16 protein-coding genes are annotated in these 18,176 nt (G+C 65.8%); 7 read left to right on the plus strand and 9 right to left on the minus strand.

Annotated features, from left to right (window positions below; all coding sequences use genetic code 11):
• Positions 1–135 precede the first annotated feature (135 nt).
• From WEG36_12905 to WEG36_12920, 4 genes are read left to right on the plus strand one after another with little or no spacing between them, the layout of a single operon-like run.
• The gene (locus WEG36_12905) at positions 136–822 is read left to right on the plus strand and encodes a metalloregulator ArsR/SmtB family transcription factor (protein MEX1258509.1); all 687 of its coding nucleotides are present in this window, start codon (positions 136–138) and stop codon (positions 820–822) included.
• The gene (locus WEG36_12910) at positions 819–1,169 is read left to right on the plus strand and encodes a DsrE family protein (protein MEX1258510.1); all 351 of its coding nucleotides are present in this window, start codon (positions 819–821) and stop codon (positions 1,167–1,169) included. Before WEG36_12905 ends, WEG36_12910 begins: the two co-directional genes overlap by 4 nt.
• Before the next feature lie 11 nt (positions 1,170–1,180).
• Entirely contained in the window at positions 1,181–2,338 is a 1,158-nt protein-coding gene (locus WEG36_12915) for an FAD/NAD(P)-binding oxidoreductase (GenBank protein ID MEX1258511.1), read from the plus strand.
• Between the two features lie 8 nt (positions 2,339–2,346).
• Positions 2,347–3,492, plus strand: a complete 1,146-nt coding sequence (locus tag WEG36_12920; GenBank protein MEX1258512.1) for a cysteine desulfurase family protein — start codon at positions 2,347–2,349, stop codon at positions 3,490–3,492.
• Between the two features lie 37 nt (positions 3,493–3,529).
• Here WEG36_12920 and WEG36_12925 read toward each other — a convergent pair whose 3' ends face one another.
• From WEG36_12925 to cfa, 3 genes are all read right to left on the minus strand, one after another.
• On the minus strand, positions 3,530–3,748 hold the full coding sequence (locus WEG36_12925) for an SHOCT domain-containing protein (GenBank protein MEX1258513.1): 219 nt from the start codon (positions 3,746–3,748) through the stop codon (positions 3,530–3,532).
• A gap of 414 nt (positions 3,749–4,162) precedes the next feature.
• Positions 4,163–4,777 carry a Spy/CpxP family protein refolding chaperone gene (locus WEG36_12930; protein ID MEX1258514.1) on the minus strand — a complete coding sequence of 205 codons (615 nt, stop codon included), beginning with the start codon at positions 4,775–4,777 and terminating at the stop codon, positions 4,163–4,165.
• 230 nt (positions 4,778–5,007) lie between these two features.
• Positions 5,008–6,282, minus strand: a complete 1,275-nt coding sequence (gene cfa / locus WEG36_12935; protein MEX1258515.1) for a cyclopropane fatty acyl phospholipid synthase — start codon at positions 6,280–6,282, stop codon at positions 5,008–5,010.
• A 244-nt stretch (positions 6,283–6,526) separates the two neighbouring features.
• Here cfa and WEG36_12940 point away from each other — a divergent pair, with 244 nt between their 5' ends.
• Positions 6,527–7,450, plus strand: a complete 924-nt coding sequence (locus WEG36_12940; protein ID MEX1258516.1) for an EamA family transporter — start codon at positions 6,527–6,529, stop codon at positions 7,448–7,450.
• A gap of 70 nt (positions 7,451–7,520) precedes the next feature.
• On the opposite strand, the gene WEG36_12945 is transcribed toward WEG36_12940, so the two are convergent.
• Positions 7,521–8,681, minus strand: a complete 1,161-nt coding sequence (locus tag WEG36_12945) for a phosphatidylserine/phosphatidylglycerophosphate/cardiolipin synthase family protein (GenBank protein ID MEX1258517.1) — start codon at positions 8,679–8,681, stop codon at positions 7,521–7,523.
• 532 nt (positions 8,682–9,213) lie between these two features.
• On the opposite strand from WEG36_12945, the gene WEG36_12950 reads away from it, so the two are divergent.
• Complete coding sequence (locus WEG36_12950; GenBank protein MEX1258518.1) at positions 9,214–10,236, plus strand: hypothetical protein; 1,023 nt, start codon at positions 9,214–9,216, stop codon at positions 10,234–10,236.
• Between the two features lie 79 nt (positions 10,237–10,315).
• Here the strand turns inward: WEG36_12950 and WEG36_12955 are convergent, their stop codons facing one another.
• Together WEG36_12955 and pgm are read right to left on the minus strand one after the other, a co-directional pair.
• A complete protein-coding gene (locus WEG36_12955; GenBank protein ID MEX1258519.1) occupies positions 10,316–11,287 on the minus strand; it encodes an ATP-dependent 6-phosphofructokinase in 972 nt (323 codons plus the stop codon).
• A 3-nt stretch (positions 11,288–11,290) separates the two neighbouring features.
• Positions 11,291–12,955, minus strand: a complete 1,665-nt coding sequence (pgm, locus tag WEG36_12960; GenBank protein ID MEX1258520.1) for a phosphoglucomutase (alpha-D-glucose-1,6-bisphosphate-dependent) — start codon at positions 12,953–12,955, stop codon at positions 11,291–11,293.
• Between the two features lie 625 nt (positions 12,956–13,580).
• On the opposite strand from pgm, the gene WEG36_12965 reads away from it, so the two are divergent.
• Positions 13,581–13,841, plus strand: a complete 261-nt coding sequence (locus WEG36_12965; GenBank protein MEX1258521.1) for a DUF5676 family membrane protein — start codon at positions 13,581–13,583, stop codon at positions 13,839–13,841.
• A 104-nt stretch (positions 13,842–13,945) separates the two neighbouring features.
• On the opposite strand, the gene WEG36_12970 is transcribed toward WEG36_12965, so the two are convergent.
• The 3 genes from WEG36_12970 to WEG36_12980 all read right to left on the minus strand — a co-directional run bounded on the left by WEG36_12970 (position 13,946) and on the right by WEG36_12980 (position 18,039).
• Entirely contained in the window at positions 13,946–15,217 is a 1,272-nt protein-coding gene (locus WEG36_12970) for a glucoamylase family protein (protein ID MEX1258522.1), read from the minus strand.
• Between the two features lie 166 nt (positions 15,218–15,383).
• A complete protein-coding gene (locus WEG36_12975) occupies positions 15,384–16,097 on the minus strand; it encodes a TIGR00730 family Rossman fold protein (GenBank protein MEX1258523.1) in 714 nt (237 codons plus the stop codon).
• Between the two features lies 1 nt (position 16,098).
• On the minus strand, positions 16,099–18,039 hold the full coding sequence (locus tag WEG36_12980) for a copper-translocating P-type ATPase (protein MEX1258524.1): 1,941 nt from the start codon (positions 18,037–18,039) through the stop codon (positions 16,099–16,101).
• Between the last annotated feature and the right edge of the window lie 137 nt (positions 18,040–18,176).

Raw genomic sequence — 18,176 nt, forward strand, 5'->3', positions numbered from 1 at the left:
CGTGACGTTGAAGGAGTCGATGGTCGGGGACATCCGCCCGACGCTCTGGCTCCTGAATGACTTGACATGGCGGCTCTGCCAGTATTAGTATTCAAATGTTAATATGAACATATGAATACTTGAATTAGCCATTCAATGACCCACGTGACCCGACAATTCAAGGACGCCATCTACGGGCAGCTCGCCCGTGTCGGCAAGTCGCTCGCCAGCGGACCACGCCTGGAGATCCTCGACGTCCTTTGCCAGGGACCCCGAACCGTCGAGGCGCTCGCGCAGCAGGTCGCGCAACCCCTCGCCAACACCTCGCACCACCTTCAGGTGCTACGGCGAGCGCGACTCGTCGAAGCCGAGAAGAACGGTCTCTACGTGACCTACCGTTTGGCCGACGAAAGCGTGTCCACCTTCCTCCGGAGCTTGCGGCAACTGGCCGAAGCGCGGTTGCTCGAGATAGAGGAAGTCACTCGGCGCTACCTGGAATCCCGCACCGGTATGGAACCCGTGGACCGGGAAGCTTTGATCCAGCGGGTGCGACAGGGCGAGGTCACGGTGCTCGACGTCAGGCCGGTTGAGGAGTACGGTGCCGGACACATTCCGGGTGCAGTCTCCGTCCCGCTCGGCGACCTGGAGCGTCGGCTCGCCGAGCTGCCGCGCGACCGAGAGGTTGTTGCATACTGCCGGGGTCCATACTGCGTTATGGCGGTGGAGGCCGTGGAGATTTTGAGGGTCCACGGATTCAGGGCGGTGCGTCTGGATGAGGGCGTGCCCGACTGGCGAGCTCGTGGTCTCCCGATCGAGACGACCCTGAGGGAGGTAAGCGCGTGAAGACCTTGTTCATCCTGAACGATGCCCCCTACGGGACGGAGCGCGGCTACAATGGACTTCGCCTCGCAGGCTCGCTCGGCAAGCGCGACGGCCAGGAGATCCGCGTGTTCCTGATCGGGGACGCTGCAAGCTGTGCCAGGTCAGGCCAGAAGGTGCCCCAGGGCTATTACAACATCGAGGTAATGCTGCGTGCAGTGGCCCGGAGGGGCGGTGACGTCGGCGTGTGCGGAACCTGCATGGACGCGCGTGGCATCGGCGACGGAGATCTCATGGAGGGTACGCGGCGGAGCACGCTGGAAGAGCTGACCGACTGGACCGAGTGGGCGGACCGGGTGCTGGTGTTCTGAGGAAACGGACCATGACCGACAAGCAAACCATCCTGGTGCTCGGCGGCGGTATCGGAGGTGTGGCCACCGCAGTCGAGGTGCGGAAGAAGCTTCCCCGGGAACACCGGGTCATTCTGGTGGAGCGCGAGGAACGGCACGTGTTCGCTCCCTCTCTACTCTGGTTGATGACCGGCCGGCGATCGCCGGATGAGATCTCCCGACCTCTCGGCAACCTTTGGAAGAAGGGAGTCGAAGTCGTCCGTGGCGAGATCGAGCGTGTCGATCCAGTGGCCCGCGAGATCGTGGTGGACGGCGCCACCGTCGAGGGCGACTACCTGGTCATTGCGCTCGGCGCCGAGCTGGCCCCCGAGCTGATCCCGGGCCTCGCCGAGGCAGGTCATAACTTCTATGACCTGACCGGTGCCGAAAGCTTGCGAGACGCCCTCGGAGATTTTGACTCCGGCCGGCTCGCCGTCCTGACGGCCACGCCGGCCTACAAGTGCCCGGCCGCCCCCTATGAGGCCGCCATGCTCCTCGAGTACGACTGCCGAAAGCGCAAGATACGCGGTGCGGTGCAGATGGATCTCTACGCCGCGGAGCCCGGCCCCATGGGCGTCGCGGGGCCGAAGGTATCGAAGGCCGTGCGGAGCATGGTGGAGCAGAAGGGCATCAGCTATCACCCCGAACATCAGGTCACTATGGTGGACCCCGGAACACGCCGCATCACCTTCGCGAATGGCGCGCGCGCAGAGTACGACCTCCTCGCCTATGTACCCCCCCACCGTGCGCCCGGAGTCGTGCGTGAGGCGGGGCTCACGGGTGAAAGTGGATGGATCGGCGTCGATCGCCAGACGCTCGAGACGAGCTTCGAGCGTGTATGGGCGATCGGCGACGTCACGGGCATTCCCCTGAAGCTTGGGAAGCCCCTGCCCAAGGCAGGCGTGTTCGCACATGCGCAGGCGGAAGTAGTGGCCGCCAACATCGCGCGAGCGATCACCGGAAAGGGCGAGCCGCGCGTGTTCGACGGCCACGGAGAGTGCTTCATCGAAACTGGAGACGGAAAGGCCGGCCTTGGCAGGGGAAACTTCTACGCCGAGCCCGTCCCGGAGATGAAGCTCTTCCGGGTCGGGAGACACTGGCATGCCGGTAAGGTGCTGTTCGAGAAGCAGTGGCTACGGCGGTGGTTCTGAGAAGCGCGATGAGAGACGGCGGACGCCCCATTTATCTCGATTACAATGCCACCACTCCGCTCCTGCCGGAGGTCGTCGAGGCGATGCTCCCGTACCTGCGCGAGTACTTCGGCAACCCGTCCAGCGGGCACGTCCATGGTCGGCGGGCACGCGACGCAGTCGAGAACGCTCGCGCCCAGGTGGCCGGCCTGCTCGGTGCCGCGCCCGGTGAGATCGTCTTTACCTCCGGGGGGACCGAGTCCAATAACCTCGCCATACGCGGGATTGCGGGTTTCCTCCGCCACAAGAAGCAAATCGTTACCTCCCAGATCGAGCATCCGGCCACCGCCGAGCCGTGCCGTCTGTTGGAACGGCGCGGATGGGAGGTGACCTGGTTGCCGGTCGACGAGACCGGCCGCGTGCGCGTCCGTGACATTGTTGCGGCGCTCCGTGAGGGAACGGCCCTCGTCACTATCATGCACGCGAACAACGAGACGGGTGCGATCCAACCGCTCGCCGAGGCGGCTCGTGCAGCGCACGGGGCGGGGACCCTGATCCACACGGACGCGGCTCAGTCCGCGGGCAAGATCCCGGTTCGCGTGGATGACCTCGGCGTTGACCTGTTGTCGATCGCAGGCCACAAGCTCAACGCCCCGAAAGGCGTCGGCGCGCTCTACGTGCGCGGGAGCACGCCCCTCGAGCCGCTCCTCCGTGGCGCCGGGCACGAGGGCGGCCTGCGCCCGGGCACCGAGAATGTCGCATCCATCGTCGGGCTCGGTGTCGCCTGCGAGGTCACGCGTGCGAACCTCGCCGAGGAAGCGGCGCGTGTTCAGCGGTTGCGAGACCTCCTTTGGGACGGGCTCGTCGCGGCGATTCCGGGCCTTGTCCTGAACGGGCCCGTGCGGGACCGCCTGCCCAACACGCTCAATGTGCGCTTTCCTCGGGCTCGCGGTACCGCGATCCTCGCCCTCGCTCCCGACGTGGCCGCTTCGACGGGCTCGGCCTGCCATCAGGGGGACGAGCGCCCGTCCACGGCGATCACCGCCATGGGGATCGAACCGGGAGCCGCGCTCGGGTCCGTCCGGCTGTCGCTGGGCCGCGGGACGGCGGAGGAGGACGTCCGAGCGGCCGTAAGGGTGCTTTCCATAGCGTGGAGGAGAGCGGTCGCCGCGTAGGCGGGCTCCTGACCCGAACATCGCGTCCCGAAGGCCTTCAGCTCCTCGGCGTCGGTCCGCGGCCGAGATCCTCCAGCATGCGGAGGAAGGTGTCCCGGTCGATCTCCCCCCGCGCGTATCGCTCGCGAAGGATCTCCCCCGGACCTCCCCCGCCGACTCGACGATTGTCACCGGCATCATACCGCCCCTGGCCACGGACCGCCTGAGCAGCGAACCAGATCGGGAGGAACAGGACGATCGCCCAGAAGAGCATCATGAACCCCATCCAACCCCATCCCCAGCTGCCGGGAGGGCCCCAAAATGTGGTTCCACATTTGGTCCCACCAGGGTTGCTGCCGTAGCAACGCCGCCGATCCCATCGGTGACCTCCCGCGCTGGTTCGAGGTTCGGTTCTATCCACGTGCGATCCTTCTCGATCCGAAAAGCCTCCCGCGGCGATCCGATTGTAGGCGGCTCCCCAGCCGAGTCCCGCGAACCCGCAAGTGAGGGTGAAGGACGCCAGTCCGACGACGAACCCAGAGGGTGTCAGGGCGAGAGAGGTCCCGAAGGCCTTCGCATGAATTCGTGCCATCGTTACCCCCCGAGAGAGTGAAGATGGACCGCTTCCGGCTCGAGCCACTACCGCTCGAGGGCGGATGAAATGGTCCTGGACCCCTCACTGAAGGTTCGTTCAGGGCATCATCCCGCCCCGTCCCTGTCCCATCATCCCCTGCATCATCTGCATCCCACCTGCCAGACCCTCGCGCTGCTCGGCGGTCAGGACATTCCGCGCCTCCACGGCAGCCCGCGCCATGGCCACGTGCGCCTCGACCATCCGGTCGGCACTCTCCCGGAGACCCTGCTCGTAGGCGGCAAGGTCGGGCGAATCCCCTTCGAGCGCTGCCGCGGCGTTCCCATGCGCCTCCATGGCCACCGCCATGAGCGGCTGGACGGATTCAGAATACTGTGCCTGAATGGCCTCGAGACGGCTCCTCTGCTCGGCTGTGAGATTCAGCGCATCTCCCATCCGAAGGATCATGGCCGGACCCGGGCCGCCGGTGGCCATCATCCCCATTCCCTGGCCCATCATCTGCATCATCTCCGGTCCCATCATCCCGCCACCCATCATCCCCTGCGCCATCATCTGCATCATGCCACCCATTCCCATCCCACCGCCCATCATACCAGGCATGGCGTCCTGGCCTCCTCCCGGCATCGCGCCCCGCTGGGCCGACAGGCCCGACGCCATGAAGAGCAGGCCCACCGCGAGCGCACACGTTCGCTTCACTATCCTCTGAGCTGACATCGTTCTCCCTCCTGTGAAGAATGCAGGATCCTCAAGATTCGACTACGAAACAACAAGGGCCGTGCCGGACCAACCAAAAGACCCCAGTTGCCGCAGGCAGAGGCCCGGTAGCTCTCCCCCCGCAGCTCCCGGCGCCCTGAAAAGGGACAATCCGGCTCACTTCGTCGGCTTAACGATCCGAATTTGTCCCGGCGACGAACCAGCGCTCGGCCGCACCAATACAGCTTCCTCTATCGCACATCTGCGCCATCGGGCCTCATCCGCCCCGGGGGAGTCAAGAGGAGCTGCAGGACCTGGGTGCCCCTCGCCCGAAAGGCGCCAGCGCTCGAAAGGAGGTAGTAGGTCCAGAGCCGCCGGAAGCGTTCGTCGTAACGCCCCTCCAGGATGGGCCACGCATCCTCGAATCTGCGGTGCCAGGCAAGGAGCGTACGGTCATAATCGGGACCGAAGCCATGAACGTCCTCGATGACAAGGAGCCTCTCCGTCGCCTTGGCGATCTGGCCAAGGGTGGGAAGCACGGCTCCGGGAAAAATGTATCGCGCGATCCACGGGTCGATCGCACGGGCCTGTGCGTTTCCGGTGATCGTGTGGAGGAGGGAAAGTCCGTCCGGCGCGAGACTCCGGCGAACTACCTCCATGTAAGTGCGGTAGTTGCGCGGCCCTACATGCTCGAACATCCCCACGGAAACGACCGCGTCGTACTGCCCGTTGACGCCGCGGTAGTCCTGGACGCGAATCTCGACAGGAAGCCCCCGGCAGGTTGCTCGGGCCACCTCCGCCTGTTCGGGCGACACCGTGACCCCGGTTGCTCGCACCCCATATCGCTCTGCCGCATACGCCACCAGCGAGCCCCACCCGCACCCGATGTCGAGGAGGGTCGCCCCTTCTTTTAGCCGCAGCTTGCGGCAGATGAGATCGAGCTTGGCCTCCTGGGCTTCATCCAGGGTCCGCGCTTCCTTCCAGTACCCGCAGGAGTACGTCATCCGCCGATCCAGCATCGCCCGGAAGAGGCCGGAGCCCTTCTCATAATGGCTTCTTGCGTTTCGTGATGCCCGCCGGCGGCTCTGGGGATTCCTCAGGCGCCTGATCCAGGAGGCGGCTGTCCAGGCACCTCGCCTCCGGGCGCGCCGAGCGAGATCGGCGGCCACGATCCGGTGGATGAAGGCATCGATCGCGTCCGTCTCCCACCATCCCTCGACGTAAGACTCTCCAAGCCCGAGGGATCCATCTCGCAGAACCCGGCGGTAGAACCGGGCATCCGCGACCTGCGGATCGTGCGCGGCCGTTCCGTTGACCTGGACACCTGCCTCGAGGAGCCTTTTCTGAACGATTTGTCGGGCGATCCCTCCTGGTGCCGAACGACCCGAGACCGTTGCGCCACGCTCGGTGCTCCGCCCCGGCTCATGGGGCTCGACTTTCGACCCCGCTTCGGCCCCGCGAGGCTCCGAAAAGAAGCCCGATCGCGTGGGACCTCGAGCCCGGGGGCTCGGATCCTCCGACGGCATGACTCGACCCCTACGCGGAGGTGTTTGGGAGGGTACAACTCGCATAAACTGAATGAATCTAGGGTGGGGTGGATGAATCCACGGTGAAGCGGGGATTAAGGAACGTTCATGCACAGATCTGTCGAGAGCTGAGCGATAGGGGCTCTGGCGAGTCTCTATCCCAGACTTCTCGCTGATCTTCCCCGTGGCCGGGTACCCGCGCTGGAAACAGGCCGATGCCACGATGACGCACGGAACCCGTAAGATGCGTGAGGTCGAGGCGCGCCAGCGAGGGGTGAAGCCGGTGCGCCTGGTTCTCCTGGGAATACTCGTCGTCGTTTACGCCCTCTGCTACTCGGCGATCAAGGTCGGCCTCGAATTCGCTCCTCCCTTGTTCCTCGGCGGACTGACGGCGGGACTCGGCGGAATCATCATTCTCACGATCCTCGCGGCGGTGAGCCGAGGGGTGGGCCTCCCGCGAAACCTGCTGACCGGCACCATCGTCCTGGCTCTTGTGGGCACGACCCTCCAGTACGGGGCCATGTTCATGGCCCCGGGCCGGACCGGGGCGGGGATCGCCTCGGTCCTGGGCAACACGGGTCCGCTCTTTCTCGTGTTCCTAGGTTCCCAGTTTCTCGGAGAGCGGGTCACGAAGCCGAAGGCTGAGGCGGTAGTGCTGGGTGGCTTCGGAGTCGCCCTAATCGCGTACCCGGCTCTCGTCGATCCCGGCCTATCCGGATCCGCGGCTGTTCTTTTCCCGCTCGGGGCCGCGGCAGGCGCCGCAAGTTCGAGCGTGCTACTCAAGCGGCTGCGGGTGGGAAGCCACCTGCTCCCCGTCACCGGGTGGCAGCTCGTCCTGGGTGCGATCCCGCTCCTCCTGCTCTCGGCGTTGGTGGAGGACGGCTCGGCAATCCAGTGGAACTCGCCGTTCCCCGCACTTCTCGTCTTCCTGGCTGCCGTGGGCACGGCGGGCGGTCTTTCGGCGTGGTACTGGCTGGTGCAACGAGAGGAAGTCGGGCGCCTCGGGATCTTCCTCTTCGCGGTCCCCGTGGTAGGCCTCGCGATCGCCTGGCTTCTGTTCGGCGAGAGGATTCAGGTGAGGGAACTGGCGGGGGTGCTTATCATACTGTTCGGAATTGTGCGGCTTGGCGCGGGGCATCCAACGGAGCCTCAGGCTTCGGGATCCTGACGACCCCATGGGAGGAGCGAATGAGCCTGGGGTTCCCACGATTCGGGGAGGGGTGACGCCCGCCCGGGCCTCACTGCCACCGAGAGAGTCCCGCCGCGAGCCTGCCTGCAAGGCGTCGTCGTAGTGCTCGCTTGCGCCAGCCCGTGAACGTCAGCTGTACGCTCTCGCGGCAGTCCTCGCGGAAGAGCTCGGCCATCGCTCGGCCCACGGCGCTTCCGTGCACCTCCACATTGAGCTCCGCGTTCCGGATCAGGCTCAGTGGATCGAGGTTGCTCGAGCCCACGAGGGTCCACAGGCCGTCGACCACGACAGACTTCGCATGGATCATGGCTCCCTGCCAGAGAAACACCCTGACGCCGCAGGCCAGGAGCGAGCCCAAGCCGTGCTCGCCGGACAGGGCAGCCACACGGTGATTGCTCGCCCCTGGGATCAACACGGACACCGCCACTCCCCGGGACACCGCGCGCCGTAGAGCCGTCGCGAGAGGCGGGGGCGGGATGAAATACGGGGTCGTGATCAGCACCTCGGCCTCGGCCGCGTCGATCACGCGTTCCAGCAGCGGAAGTGTGCGGCGCGAGCGGCCGAGATCCGCCACGAGACGAGCCGGGATCCCTCCTGCCTGACGCGATGGTCGCCTTTCCCCCTCGACTTCCGCGCCGTTCGGTCCTCGAAACAGCTGCCATCCGTGTTTCCATCCCTCTTCGAAGGCTGCCGCTGCGTCGCCTGCCACCCGACCCTCCACGTATAGCGCTGAATCGCGCCAGGTGCAGTGCCGGATACAGTTGCCCGCCCAAGGGTCCGCGAGGCAGATCCCTCCGATCACCATCCTGCTCCGGTCCGCCAGGACGAGCTTCCGATGATCTCGGCCCAGATGCCGCGATCCGCGGCCCGTCAGAGGAACGTTGAAGAGCCTGACCGCCACCGGCGACCCTCGGAAGAAGAGATCGACCGGCCTGCGCCGGGCCATCACAGCTCCGACCGGATCGTGGAGAACGCGGACCCGGACGCCGGCCTCCCCCCGCACACGCAGCTCTTCAGCGAAGACCCCACCCACCGCATCTTTCCGGAAGATGAAGTTCTCGAGCCGAAGGTCGCACGCGGCGGTCCGAACCATCTCGAGCATCGCCCCGAAGCTCTCTGTGCCGTTGACTAGGATGCGTATCGCGTTCTCGGCTCGCGCCTCCGATCCGGCGATCGAGGCCAGGTCGCGAAGCACCGCCGCGGCGAGCACCCCGCGATCCGGGAGTGCCCCGGGGTCTTCCAGGAGGCGCGAGGAGGGCGTCGATCGCCCTGGTCCGCAGCCCTTCCCGCACCCAGCAGGGGCTCCCCGCACACAGCAGTGCTCGAGAAGCGCTCGAGCCTCATCCTCGACCGGTGGGACGTGCATTCCGGTAGGATCTCCGAGCCGCGAGGCCCTACCGCTGCCAGAGGCGAGCGGGGAGCGTCGTCGACGGAGGGCGGGACCCGCCTCCCTTAGAGTTCCGACGGGAGCGGATCAGGCGCGATTGCGGGCGCGGCCTTTCGCGTCCACACTCGAAGCGTTCGTCGTGCAGGATTGCACCCAGGGCCAGAGTAGGCCCACGAGCACCGAGGCCCTGCACAGGTACTTCGCCCCGAGAGACGAGCCCCCTATGGTGCCTGATTCCAGCCGCGGCAGGAACGAGCCGATCGTTGTCGCCGGGGCAGGAGTCGCGGGGCTGGCGGCCGCAATCACGCTTGCACGAACGGGCCGTCGGGTCATAGTACATGAGCGCCGAGGCGAAGTGGGGCACCGGTTCGAAGGTGACTTCCAGGGGCTGGAAAACTGGTCCACCCGGACGGATGTTCTCGCCGTTCTGAGGCGACAGGGCATCACCACTGAGTTCGCCACCTTGCCCTGCTACCGTGGAATGGCCTTCGACCCCGTGCGGCGCGGTTACACGGTGTCCAGCGAGCTGCCCCTCTTCTACATGGTCGAACGTGGACCCGGGCCCCAAACGCTCGATGGCGCGCTCCTGAAGCAGGCCACGGAACTGGGAGTCGAAGTCCGATTCGACAGCCGGCTGGACCGGATCGAGGGCCCCGGAATCCTTGCAACGGGGCCGAAGGCCGCCGACGCCATCGCGGTAGGCTACCATTTCTCGACCGCCCTGGAAGATGGCTTCTGGGTCATTCTCGACGATGACCTGGCACCCGGCGGCTACGCCTACCTGCTGACCTGGAACGGGCGTGGCACCGTGAAGAGCTGCATGTTCGCAGGGTTCAAGCAGGAGAAGCAATACGTCGAGCGAACCGTGGAGGCGTTCAAGCGGCTCGTCGGCCTGGAAATGCGCGACCCGACTCCCCACGGGGGATTTGGGAATTTTCGCGTTCCGGAGAGCGCGCGGAGCGGGCCGCACCTGCTGGTGGGAGAGCAGGCGGGTTTTCAGGACACGCTGTGGGGCTTCGGCATGCGGCTGGCAATCACCTCGGGGGTTCTGGCTGCGGAGAGCCTCTCGACCAGGACGGACTACGACGCAATGTGGCAACGCGACCTGGGGCCTCGGATGAAAACGTCGGTCGTAAACCGGGCCCTTTTCAGCGTGTTGGGCAATCGGCGTTACGGGTGGTTCCTCGCCCGCATGGCTTCGAGAGACGATCCCCGAGCACTGCTCCGGAAGCAATACGGATCTTCAACCCTCAAGCGGTTGCTCGCTCCCTGGGCCGACCGTCGCTTCAAGAGCCGTCGCGCGGACGCGACCTGTGACCATGTTGACTGCCACTGCGTCTGGTGCCGTCACCGGGAGCACGGTGACCCAGATGCCTGATAAGTGAGCGCCATTCACGCTTCCTGCAGCGAGAGCTTGGGACGCCCTGAGGCTCTCCTGTGGCCCACCACCACGAGCCTCACTGCGCCATTGATTCCGCAAGCTCAAACAAGGCGGGATCGATGTTCTTGGGGACACCGACGATCTCGGTGAGCGGCGTTGTAGTGACCCGGTTGTCCCGAAGTCCGACGAGGACACCCGTCTCACCGCGCGACAGAGCTGCCACAGCTCGGTCGCCGAGCCGGGTGGCCAGAACGCGGTCGAACGCCGTCGGGGCGCCGCCCCGCTGCACGTGGCCGAGCCTCGTCACGCGCAACTCGAACCCGATCCTTTCGTGGTGCTCCTCGAAGTGGGCGGCCAGCGCAGTAGCATCGTACCGGGCTCCTTCGGCGACAACGGCCAGGGCATGTGCCTTGCCGCGGTCGTATGCCTCCCTCAGTCCCCGGACTACCTGCTCGGGCGTCGTCTCGATCTCAGGAACGACGACAACCTCGGCACCACCCGCGATACCCGCCATCAATGCCAGGTAACCGCACCCACGACCCATCACCTCGACCAGGAAAGCTCGATGGTGCGACGAGGCCGTGGTCTTCAGGCGGTCGATCGCCTCCAGCGCAATATTGAGGGCCGTATCCACCCCGATCGTGATGTCGCTTCCCGCGAGGTCGTTGTCGATCGTGGAGGCGACGCCGACCACGGAAAACCCCATCCCAGCGAGTGCGAGCGCCCCGGCCTGGGTCCCGTTGCCTCCGATCACGATAAGACCTCCGATGTGCCGCTGATGCAAGCCGTCGAGCGCCTTGCGGCGCACATCGTCAGCGTGAAATTCGGGACATCGCGCCGTGCCGAGAACCGTCCCCCCGCGTTGGATAATCCCGCCCACGGTGCGCGCCCCCAACGGCTCCAGAGCTCCGTCGATCAGTCCAGCGTAACCGTTGCGCACGCCGAAGACCTCCCAGCCCAGTGCGAGACCACTGCGCGTCACCGCACGCACGGCAGCGTTCATTCCCGCTGCGTCACCACCGCTGGTCAGAACCGCGATCCGCTTCATGACTCACCCATTGCGAGAACGAGACCGGCCCGCGAGCACCTGGCTGACGATCAACCGCGCTTCCGTCTGAATGCGCCGCAGATGCTCTTCGCCACGAAAGCTCTCGGCGTAGATCTTGTAGAGATCCTCGGTGCCGGAGGGTCGGACGGCGAACCAGCCGTCGTCGGTGACGACCTTCAATCCGCCGATGGGCTGGCCGTTGCCCGGTGCGACGGTCAGCCGCGCCCGAATCTTCTGGCCCGCCAGCTCCTCCGTGCGAATCTGCTCGGCAGAAAGATCCCTGAGGGCGGCCTTCTCCTCCGGTGATGCCGAGACATCAATTCGTTCATAGACCGACTCTCCGAATTCGCGCGTCATCTCGTCGTAAAGAGCGCCGGGGTCGCGGCCGGTCCGCGCAGTCATCTCCGCGGCCAACAAGCAGGCGGTGATCCCATCCTTGTCGGTCGTCCACGGGGTGCCGTCGCGACGAAGAAATGACGCCCCTGCGCTCTCCTCGCCGCAGAAGGCGAGCGAGCCGTCGAGCAGGCCGTCTACGAACCATTTGAACCCGACCGGCACCTCGTAGAGATCGCGGCCGGACTTCGCCGTCACGCGATCGATCATCGAGCTGCTGACGACCGTCTTGCCGACGTGCGCCCCTGCCGGCCATCCGGACCGGTGAGCGGAGAGGTAGCCAATGGCGGCCGAGAGGAAGTGATTGGGCTGAAGCAGACCGGAGCCGGGCGTTACGATCCCGTGCCGATCATGGTCGGTGTCGCAAGCGAAGGCGAGGTCGAACCGGTCCTTCAGGTCGATTAGGCGCTTCATGGCGTAAGGCGAGGAGGGATCCATCCGGATCCGTCCGTCCCAGTCGGCGGTCATGAAGCGAAAGGTGGGATCAACTTCATCGTTGATGACCCGTAGGTTCAGGGCGTACTCATCGGCAATTCGTTCCCAGTAACGCAGCCCGGCTCCCCCGAGAGGATCGACACCCACGTGGATCGTGGAGCTGCGGATCGCGTCGAGGTCCACGACGCTGGTGAGATCGTCCACGTAGGCGCTGAGGTAGTCATGCGTGTGCGTGGTCTGCGCACGGCGCGCCCGATCGTAAGGAATCCGCGAAACGCCGTTGGGCGCGCTTTCCAGCAACTCGTTTGCTTTCCTCTCGATCCACTGGGTTACTGCCGCTCCGGCGGGCCCGCCGTGCGGAGGGTTGTACTTGAAGCCGCCGTCTTCCGGCGGGTTGTGCGACGGCGTGACCACGATGCCGTCGGCCAGGCCCGTTTTCCGGCCGCGGTTATGGGTCAGGATGGCGTGGGAGACGGCCGGTGTGGGTGTGTAATCGTGTTCCGCCGCCGTCATCACCTCGACTCCGTTGGCGGCCAGGACCTCCATCGCGGTGACGGCCGCGGGTACCGATAAGGCGTGGGTGTCGATCCCCAGGAACAGGGGTCCGTCGGTTCGCTCACGCTTTCGGAAGAGACAAATGGCCTGGGTGATGGCCAGGATGTGCGATTCGTTGAATGCGCGTGCGAACGAGGAGCCCCGATGCCCGGACGTGCCGAAGACGATCCGTTGTGCCGGCACTGCGCCATCCGGGAACTCGCGATAGTAGGCGGTGATGAGCCGAGGCACGTCGACCAGCTGAGAAGGCTCCGCCGGCTTCCCTGCGCGGGGACTAACGCTCACCGCGGCCCGGCCGTCGACGCTTCCCGCCAAACCAACAGCGTCGGTGCCCTAAGCGGCGAAACGTGAGCGAGCCGCCCAGGCTGTTTCACGGTCCCTCCTCGCACTCGCGTCAGGCCAGCGCCCAAATTGCGACCCACGAGAACGGTGTTCGCGTGGATCCCGGGGATCAACTCGGCAAAAGGTAGTCTGGACGTGTCGCGCGAGGAACCGCCACGAGCCGGGCACGGACCCTTCCAATCGCGCGGGAGGGATCGACGGAGGTGTTTGTGAGGCGCGTTAACGAAGCTTCATGCCTTCTTCACGCTCTGTTCATGGTCCTCGGGGTACGTTTAGCATCGCGGAGAAGCGGATGCTCGGGTTCGGATGGCTAGCTCACCCCGGTGTCATGGACACCCCGAGGTCGAGGGAGAGGTCAGGTGTCCGTGAGACCCTGCTGCAGGAGCCACGATGATGGATTGGCTGCGCGAGAATTTCTTCTGGCTGGTGGTGGGTGCGCTCTTCGTGTGGATGCATTTGAAGATGCATGGGGGTCACGGTCATGGGGGCCACACCCATCGCGAGGCCGGTGGGGGTCGGGGGGCGCCCGGAGACGACGCGGCGGCGGCGAACGGAAACGGAGGACACCATGCTGAACATTAAGGTCGTTACCTGGTCTCTTTCGCTCTTCAGCACAGTAACGTACCTGGTGTGCGTCGTTTACGGCCTCATCGTGCCGGAGTCGCTACACATGACAACCTTGCTCGAGGGTGTCCTGCCGGGGTTCCGGTGGCTCACCCCGGGTGGATTCACGATCGGGCTTGTCGAGTCATTCCTTTACGGCGCGTATGTCGGCCTGGTCTTCGCGCCGATCTATAACACGCTATGGAGACGCTGGGCCCGGGGGTGACGGCGCCTGGAGCGGCCTCAGCTGGCTCGGTGCCGCGACAGCTTTCTCGCCGTGAAGCGAGTGATGGCGGAGGCTGAGAAACGAGCCCGCCGGTCCCAATTGAATCACAAACCAGGGTCATCCGACTCGAGCCACCCGCCGTCAAACCCGGCCCGGCGAAGTCCAAGTCGCACATGAGGGATGCGTCGCGTCAATCGCCATATGAGTCCTGTCCGGTAGTTCTCGATCATCAGCGCGACCGCCCCCTGATCGATTCCATAGACTTGGGGGCAGACCCATCCGGGCTCCACACCATCGTGCGCGGGATAGGTCGGGTTGAAGGTAGATTGGAAGGCGTAGCGGCTCGAAGAGCCCAGCATGTCGTTGAAGTGCCGAATGGTGGGCAGAACCACGTCCGGAGCGAAAGGCAGCGACGCCACTGCGGCCCACGGCGCGATCGTGCCGTCATCTGGGCCATACGGCGCGCCCCGCGCGCTGTAGCCCAGGAAGCGGCGCTCGACGCCATCCACGACGAAGGTTCCGGGAGGCGGGCCGTGGCAGGCCGTGAAACCCCAGCAGCAGTCGCAATATCCCTTAAACCCGAGAGGGTTGCGGATCGCGTACTCCTGCTGAATCAGGGTGGCTCGGCGGGAATTTTCGAAGTAGTCGATCCCCTTTTCCCGCATGCAGGTGTCTCGGATGTCACGGAAGTCGATCCAGAGGTGGAAGTACTGGTGCGTGAAGAGCGGCCCGGAATAGACCAGCTCACGTCCGTAGATGGTTTTCCACGCATGCGTCCGGCTCCACTCCGCGTAGCTCTCCGGCGGTATGGGGTGCGTCGGCGAGCCCAGGGCGAGGGCGTAGAGAAAGAGCGCCTCGTCATAGCCGCGCCAGCGGAAGGGGAGGAATCCCGACTCAGGCCGCCAGCCATGCGTAGGCGTCCTCCCGCCGTTCAGCGCCCATTTCCATTCCACCCGCCGGTAGAGGAACTCAGAGATCGCGCGGATCTCCCGCTCGTCCGGCATATCCCCGTCCAAATACGCCGCCGCCACCAGCGCGCCGGCGACGAGTAACGCCGAGTCAATGGTGGAAAGCTCGCATTGCCGTACTCTCCGACCGGTGCTCATGTCGAGGAAGTGATAATAGAATCCGCGGAACCCAGTGGATGACGCCCCGTCGTCATGCGCACTGTCACGAAAAAAGCGGAGAACACGCAGGACACGAGCTGCCGCCTCGTGCCGGCGCAGAAAACCGCGCTCGACGGCAATGGGAAAGGTCCCCAGCCCCATCCCCACCGCCGCGATGCTGCACGGGGCATCCGGCCCGGTGCTGTCGGCCACGAGACCGGTGAGCGAGGCCGGCTCATCGAGGAAGTACCGGAGAGCGCGGCCCTGCAAGTCATCGAGGAGAGGCTCGTACGCATTGGAGAGCTGTGTCCGGCTGACGGCGGTCACGGTCTCGATCCGGTGTCGCCCATGCCCCTTTCCACGGTTACCTCGTTCGGGGAGCGGCCCGTCCGCTCCACATCCGTGATGTTCCGGATGGTGACCTCGGCGATCTCGGTCATGGCCCGACGCCCAGCCGTCGACACAGGGCGGCGTGGCACTCCATCACCTCCATCACCACTTCGGCGGGGTCGTCCGTGACCGTGATCCGGGCCACGTCTTCCTCCGTCAATGTCCCGCCGGCGACCGCCGCGTCACGAAGCCAGACCAGGAGCCCCTCCCAGAACTGGGAGCCCACGAGGATCACGGGAAACGGCTCCAGGCGATGCGTGCGGCGGAGATTCAGAGCCTCGAACAACTCGTCCAGCGTACCGAACCCGCCCGGCAGGAGAACGAATGCGCAGCTGTAGCGCACGAGGGCCAGCTTGCGCAGGAAGAAGTAGTGAAACGGAACCTTGAGCGTGAGGAATGGGTTCACGGGCTCCCCTTCGGGCAGGTGGATCGTGAGGCCGACGGACGCGCCTCCGGCGCTTCTCGCTCCCTGGTTGGCCTCGGCCATCAGGCCTGGTCCACCTCCCGTGATGACCGTGAAGCCCGCTTCCGAGAGCCCCTGGGAAACGCGACGCGCGAGCCCGCCCCATCGAGCCGCGGCCGCGTTGCCAGCGGAGCCGAAGACCGTCACTCCACGCCGCACCTGGGCCATCCGCGCGAACGCGGTGGCGGCCTCCTCCGCGATGCGGCGAACCCTCTCCCGATCCTCGGCCTCGGTCGCCGGGATCACGCTGGCGAGCTTCAGGTCCTCCATGGCCGGAAGGGGTCTCTCTCCACTCACGTCAGATCTTCGCACGCTTGAGAAGTTGGGCGTTGATGGCGACAACCACGGTGCTACCCGACATCAGCACGGCTCCAATCGCCGGCGTCAGCAAGATCCCCCAGGGCGCGAGAACGCCGGCGGCCAGCGGGATCGCGAAGATGTTGTAGCCGGCCGCCCACCACAGGTTCTGCACCATCTTTCTGTAGGTTGCGCGGGAGAGAGAGACGATCCTCGGAATGTCTCGCGGATCGGAGCGGACCAGGATGATGTGTCCCGCCTCGACCGCCACATCCGTCCCGGCGCCGATCGCGATTCCGATATCCGCGGTGGCGAGGGCCGGCGCGTCGTTCACCCCGTCTCCCACCATGGCCACCTTCTTCCCCTTGGCCTGGAGTTCGCGGACCCTGGAGGCCTTGTCTTCCGGTAGCACTCGCGCGAAAACGGTGTCGATCCCAAGCTCCTCGGCTACCGCGTTCGCGACCGCTTCCGCGTCGCCGGTCAGCATGGCTACTTCGATTCCCCGGTCGTGGAGGGCGCGGATCGCGTCGCGGCTCTCCTCCCGGATGGCGTCGGCCACGGCGAAGACGGCTACCGCCTTGCGCTCTTCGAGAAGGTAGATGGCCGCCTGCCCACGCCCGGCCGCGCGCTCCGCGACCTCCGTCAGCGTCACGGGCACCTCGGCGCGCTCCGCCTCGAGGAGGGCCGGACCACCCACATGGTACTCGACGCCGGAGACGGTCGCGGCGACCCCCTTTCCGGTGATCGCGCGGAACCCATCCGCGGGCAGAATTTCCACGCCACGGTCCGCGGCGGTCTTCACAATCCCGCGCGCAATGGGATGCTCGGACTCGGATTCGATCGCCGCGGCGAGCCGGAGGGCTTCATCCTCGGTCCGTCCCTCTGCCACACCCATGTCCACCACGCGAAACTCCCCGAGCGTCAGAGTGCCGGTCTTGTCGAAGATCACAGTGTCCAGCAGTCGAGCCTCCTCGAGGCCGCGACGATCCCGCACGAGAAGCCCTCCATGCACGCCCAAAGTCGTGGAGATGGCCACCACGAGGGGCACGGCCAGTCCGAGCGCGTGGGGGCAAGCAATCACCAGGACGGTCACGACCCTCGTGACGGAGAAATCGATGGGGGCCCCGACGGCCTGCCACGCGATCAGCGTGACGAGTCCCGCCGCGATGGCCACGCCCGTCAGGAGTTGCGCGGCGCGGTCCGCGAGGTGCTGCACCCGCGACTTCGACTTTTGTGCGTCCGCCACGAGTCGCATGATCCCGCGGAGCTTCGTGTCCTCGCCAGTCCCGGTCACCTCGACGTGCAGAGACCCGGTTCCGTTGATCGTTCCGGCGATCACCTCCTGCCCCTCCTCCTTTCTCACGAGCTGAGACTCGCCAGTGATCATCGCCTCGTTCACCTCGCTCCGCCCCTTGCGGACGAGACCGTCGGTGGGGATGCTTTCCCCCGGACGGACCAGCACGAGATCACCCGTCTTGAGCTGATCGATCGTCACGTCTTCTTCCACCCCGTTCGCCAGCCGCCGCGCCGTGTCGGGAATGAGCTTCGCCAACTCCTGGAGGGCGCCGCTGGCCTCCGAGATCGAACGCATCTCGATCCAGTGGCCGAGGAGCATGACCGTGATGAGGGTCGCCGCTTCCCACCAGAGCGCCTCGGCGGCAATCAGGTTCAGCTCGACGACCCACGAGAAGACGAAGGCGACGGTGATGGCCAAGGAGATGAGCGTCATCATCCCGGGCAGGCGATTCTTCAGCTCCCCCCAGGCACTCCGGAGAAAGACGAGCCCCCCGTAGAGGAACACGACGGTACCGAGCACCGCCGGAATCCGGGCCGAGCCCGGAAAGGACGGGGCCTGGTAGCCGAGAAGCTCCTGGATGTGCTCCGCCCAGACGACCACCGGTATGGTCAACAGGAGCGAAAGCCAGAACTTCTGGCGGAACATCTCCGGGCTGTGACCCGCGTGCTTGTCGTGTCCCGCGCCCGCATGATCGCCGTGTGACGCGCCTGCGTGATCGCCGTGTTCCACCCCCGCATGGCCGTCGTGTGGCGCGCCCGCATGATCGCCGTCTTCCGGAACCG

Source organism: Gemmatimonadota bacterium (genome assembly GCA_040882465.1).
In the GTDB taxonomy this organism is placed as follows: domain Bacteria; phylum Gemmatimonadota; class Gemmatimonadetes; order Longimicrobiales; family Gaopeijiaceae; genus JBBEBG01.

Excerpts from the sequence above, each read along its gene's own strand:
- WEG36_12925 (MEX1258513.1), bottom strand. The coding sequence starts at position 3,748 with ATGATGCTCTTCTGGGCGATCGTCCTGTTCCTCCCGATCTGGTTCGCT.
- WEG36_12940 (MEX1258516.1), top strand. The coding sequence starts at position 6,527 with ATGCGTGAGGTCGAGGCGCGCCAGCGAGGGGTGAAGCCGGTGCGCCTG.
- WEG36_12980 (MEX1258524.1), bottom strand. The coding sequence starts at position 18,039 with ATGTTCCGCCAGAAGTTCTGGCTTTCGCTCCTGTTGACCATACCGGTG.
- WEG36_12920 (MEX1258512.1), top strand. The coding sequence starts at position 2,347 with ATGAGAGACGGCGGACGCCCCATTTATCTCGATTACAATGCCACCACT.
- WEG36_12955 (MEX1258519.1), bottom strand. The coding sequence starts at position 11,287 with ATGAAGCGGATCGCGGTTCTGACCAGCGGTGGTGACGCAGCGGGAATG.
- WEG36_12905 (MEX1258509.1), top strand. The coding sequence starts at position 136 with ATGACCCACGTGACCCGACAATTCAAGGACGCCATCTACGGGCAGCTC.
- cfa (MEX1258515.1), bottom strand. The coding sequence starts at position 6,282 with ATGCCGTCGGAGGATCCGAGCCCCCGGGCTCGAGGTCCCACGCGATCG.
- WEG36_12915 (MEX1258511.1), top strand. The coding sequence starts at position 1,181 with ATGACCGACAAGCAAACCATCCTGGTGCTCGGCGGCGGTATCGGAGGT.
- WEG36_12930 (MEX1258514.1), bottom strand. The coding sequence starts at position 4,777 with ATGTCAGCTCAGAGGATAGTGAAGCGAACGTGTGCGCTCGCGGTGGGC.
- WEG36_12965 (MEX1258521.1), top strand. The coding sequence starts at position 13,581 with ATGCTGAACATTAAGGTCGTTACCTGGTCTCTTTCGCTCTTCAGCACA.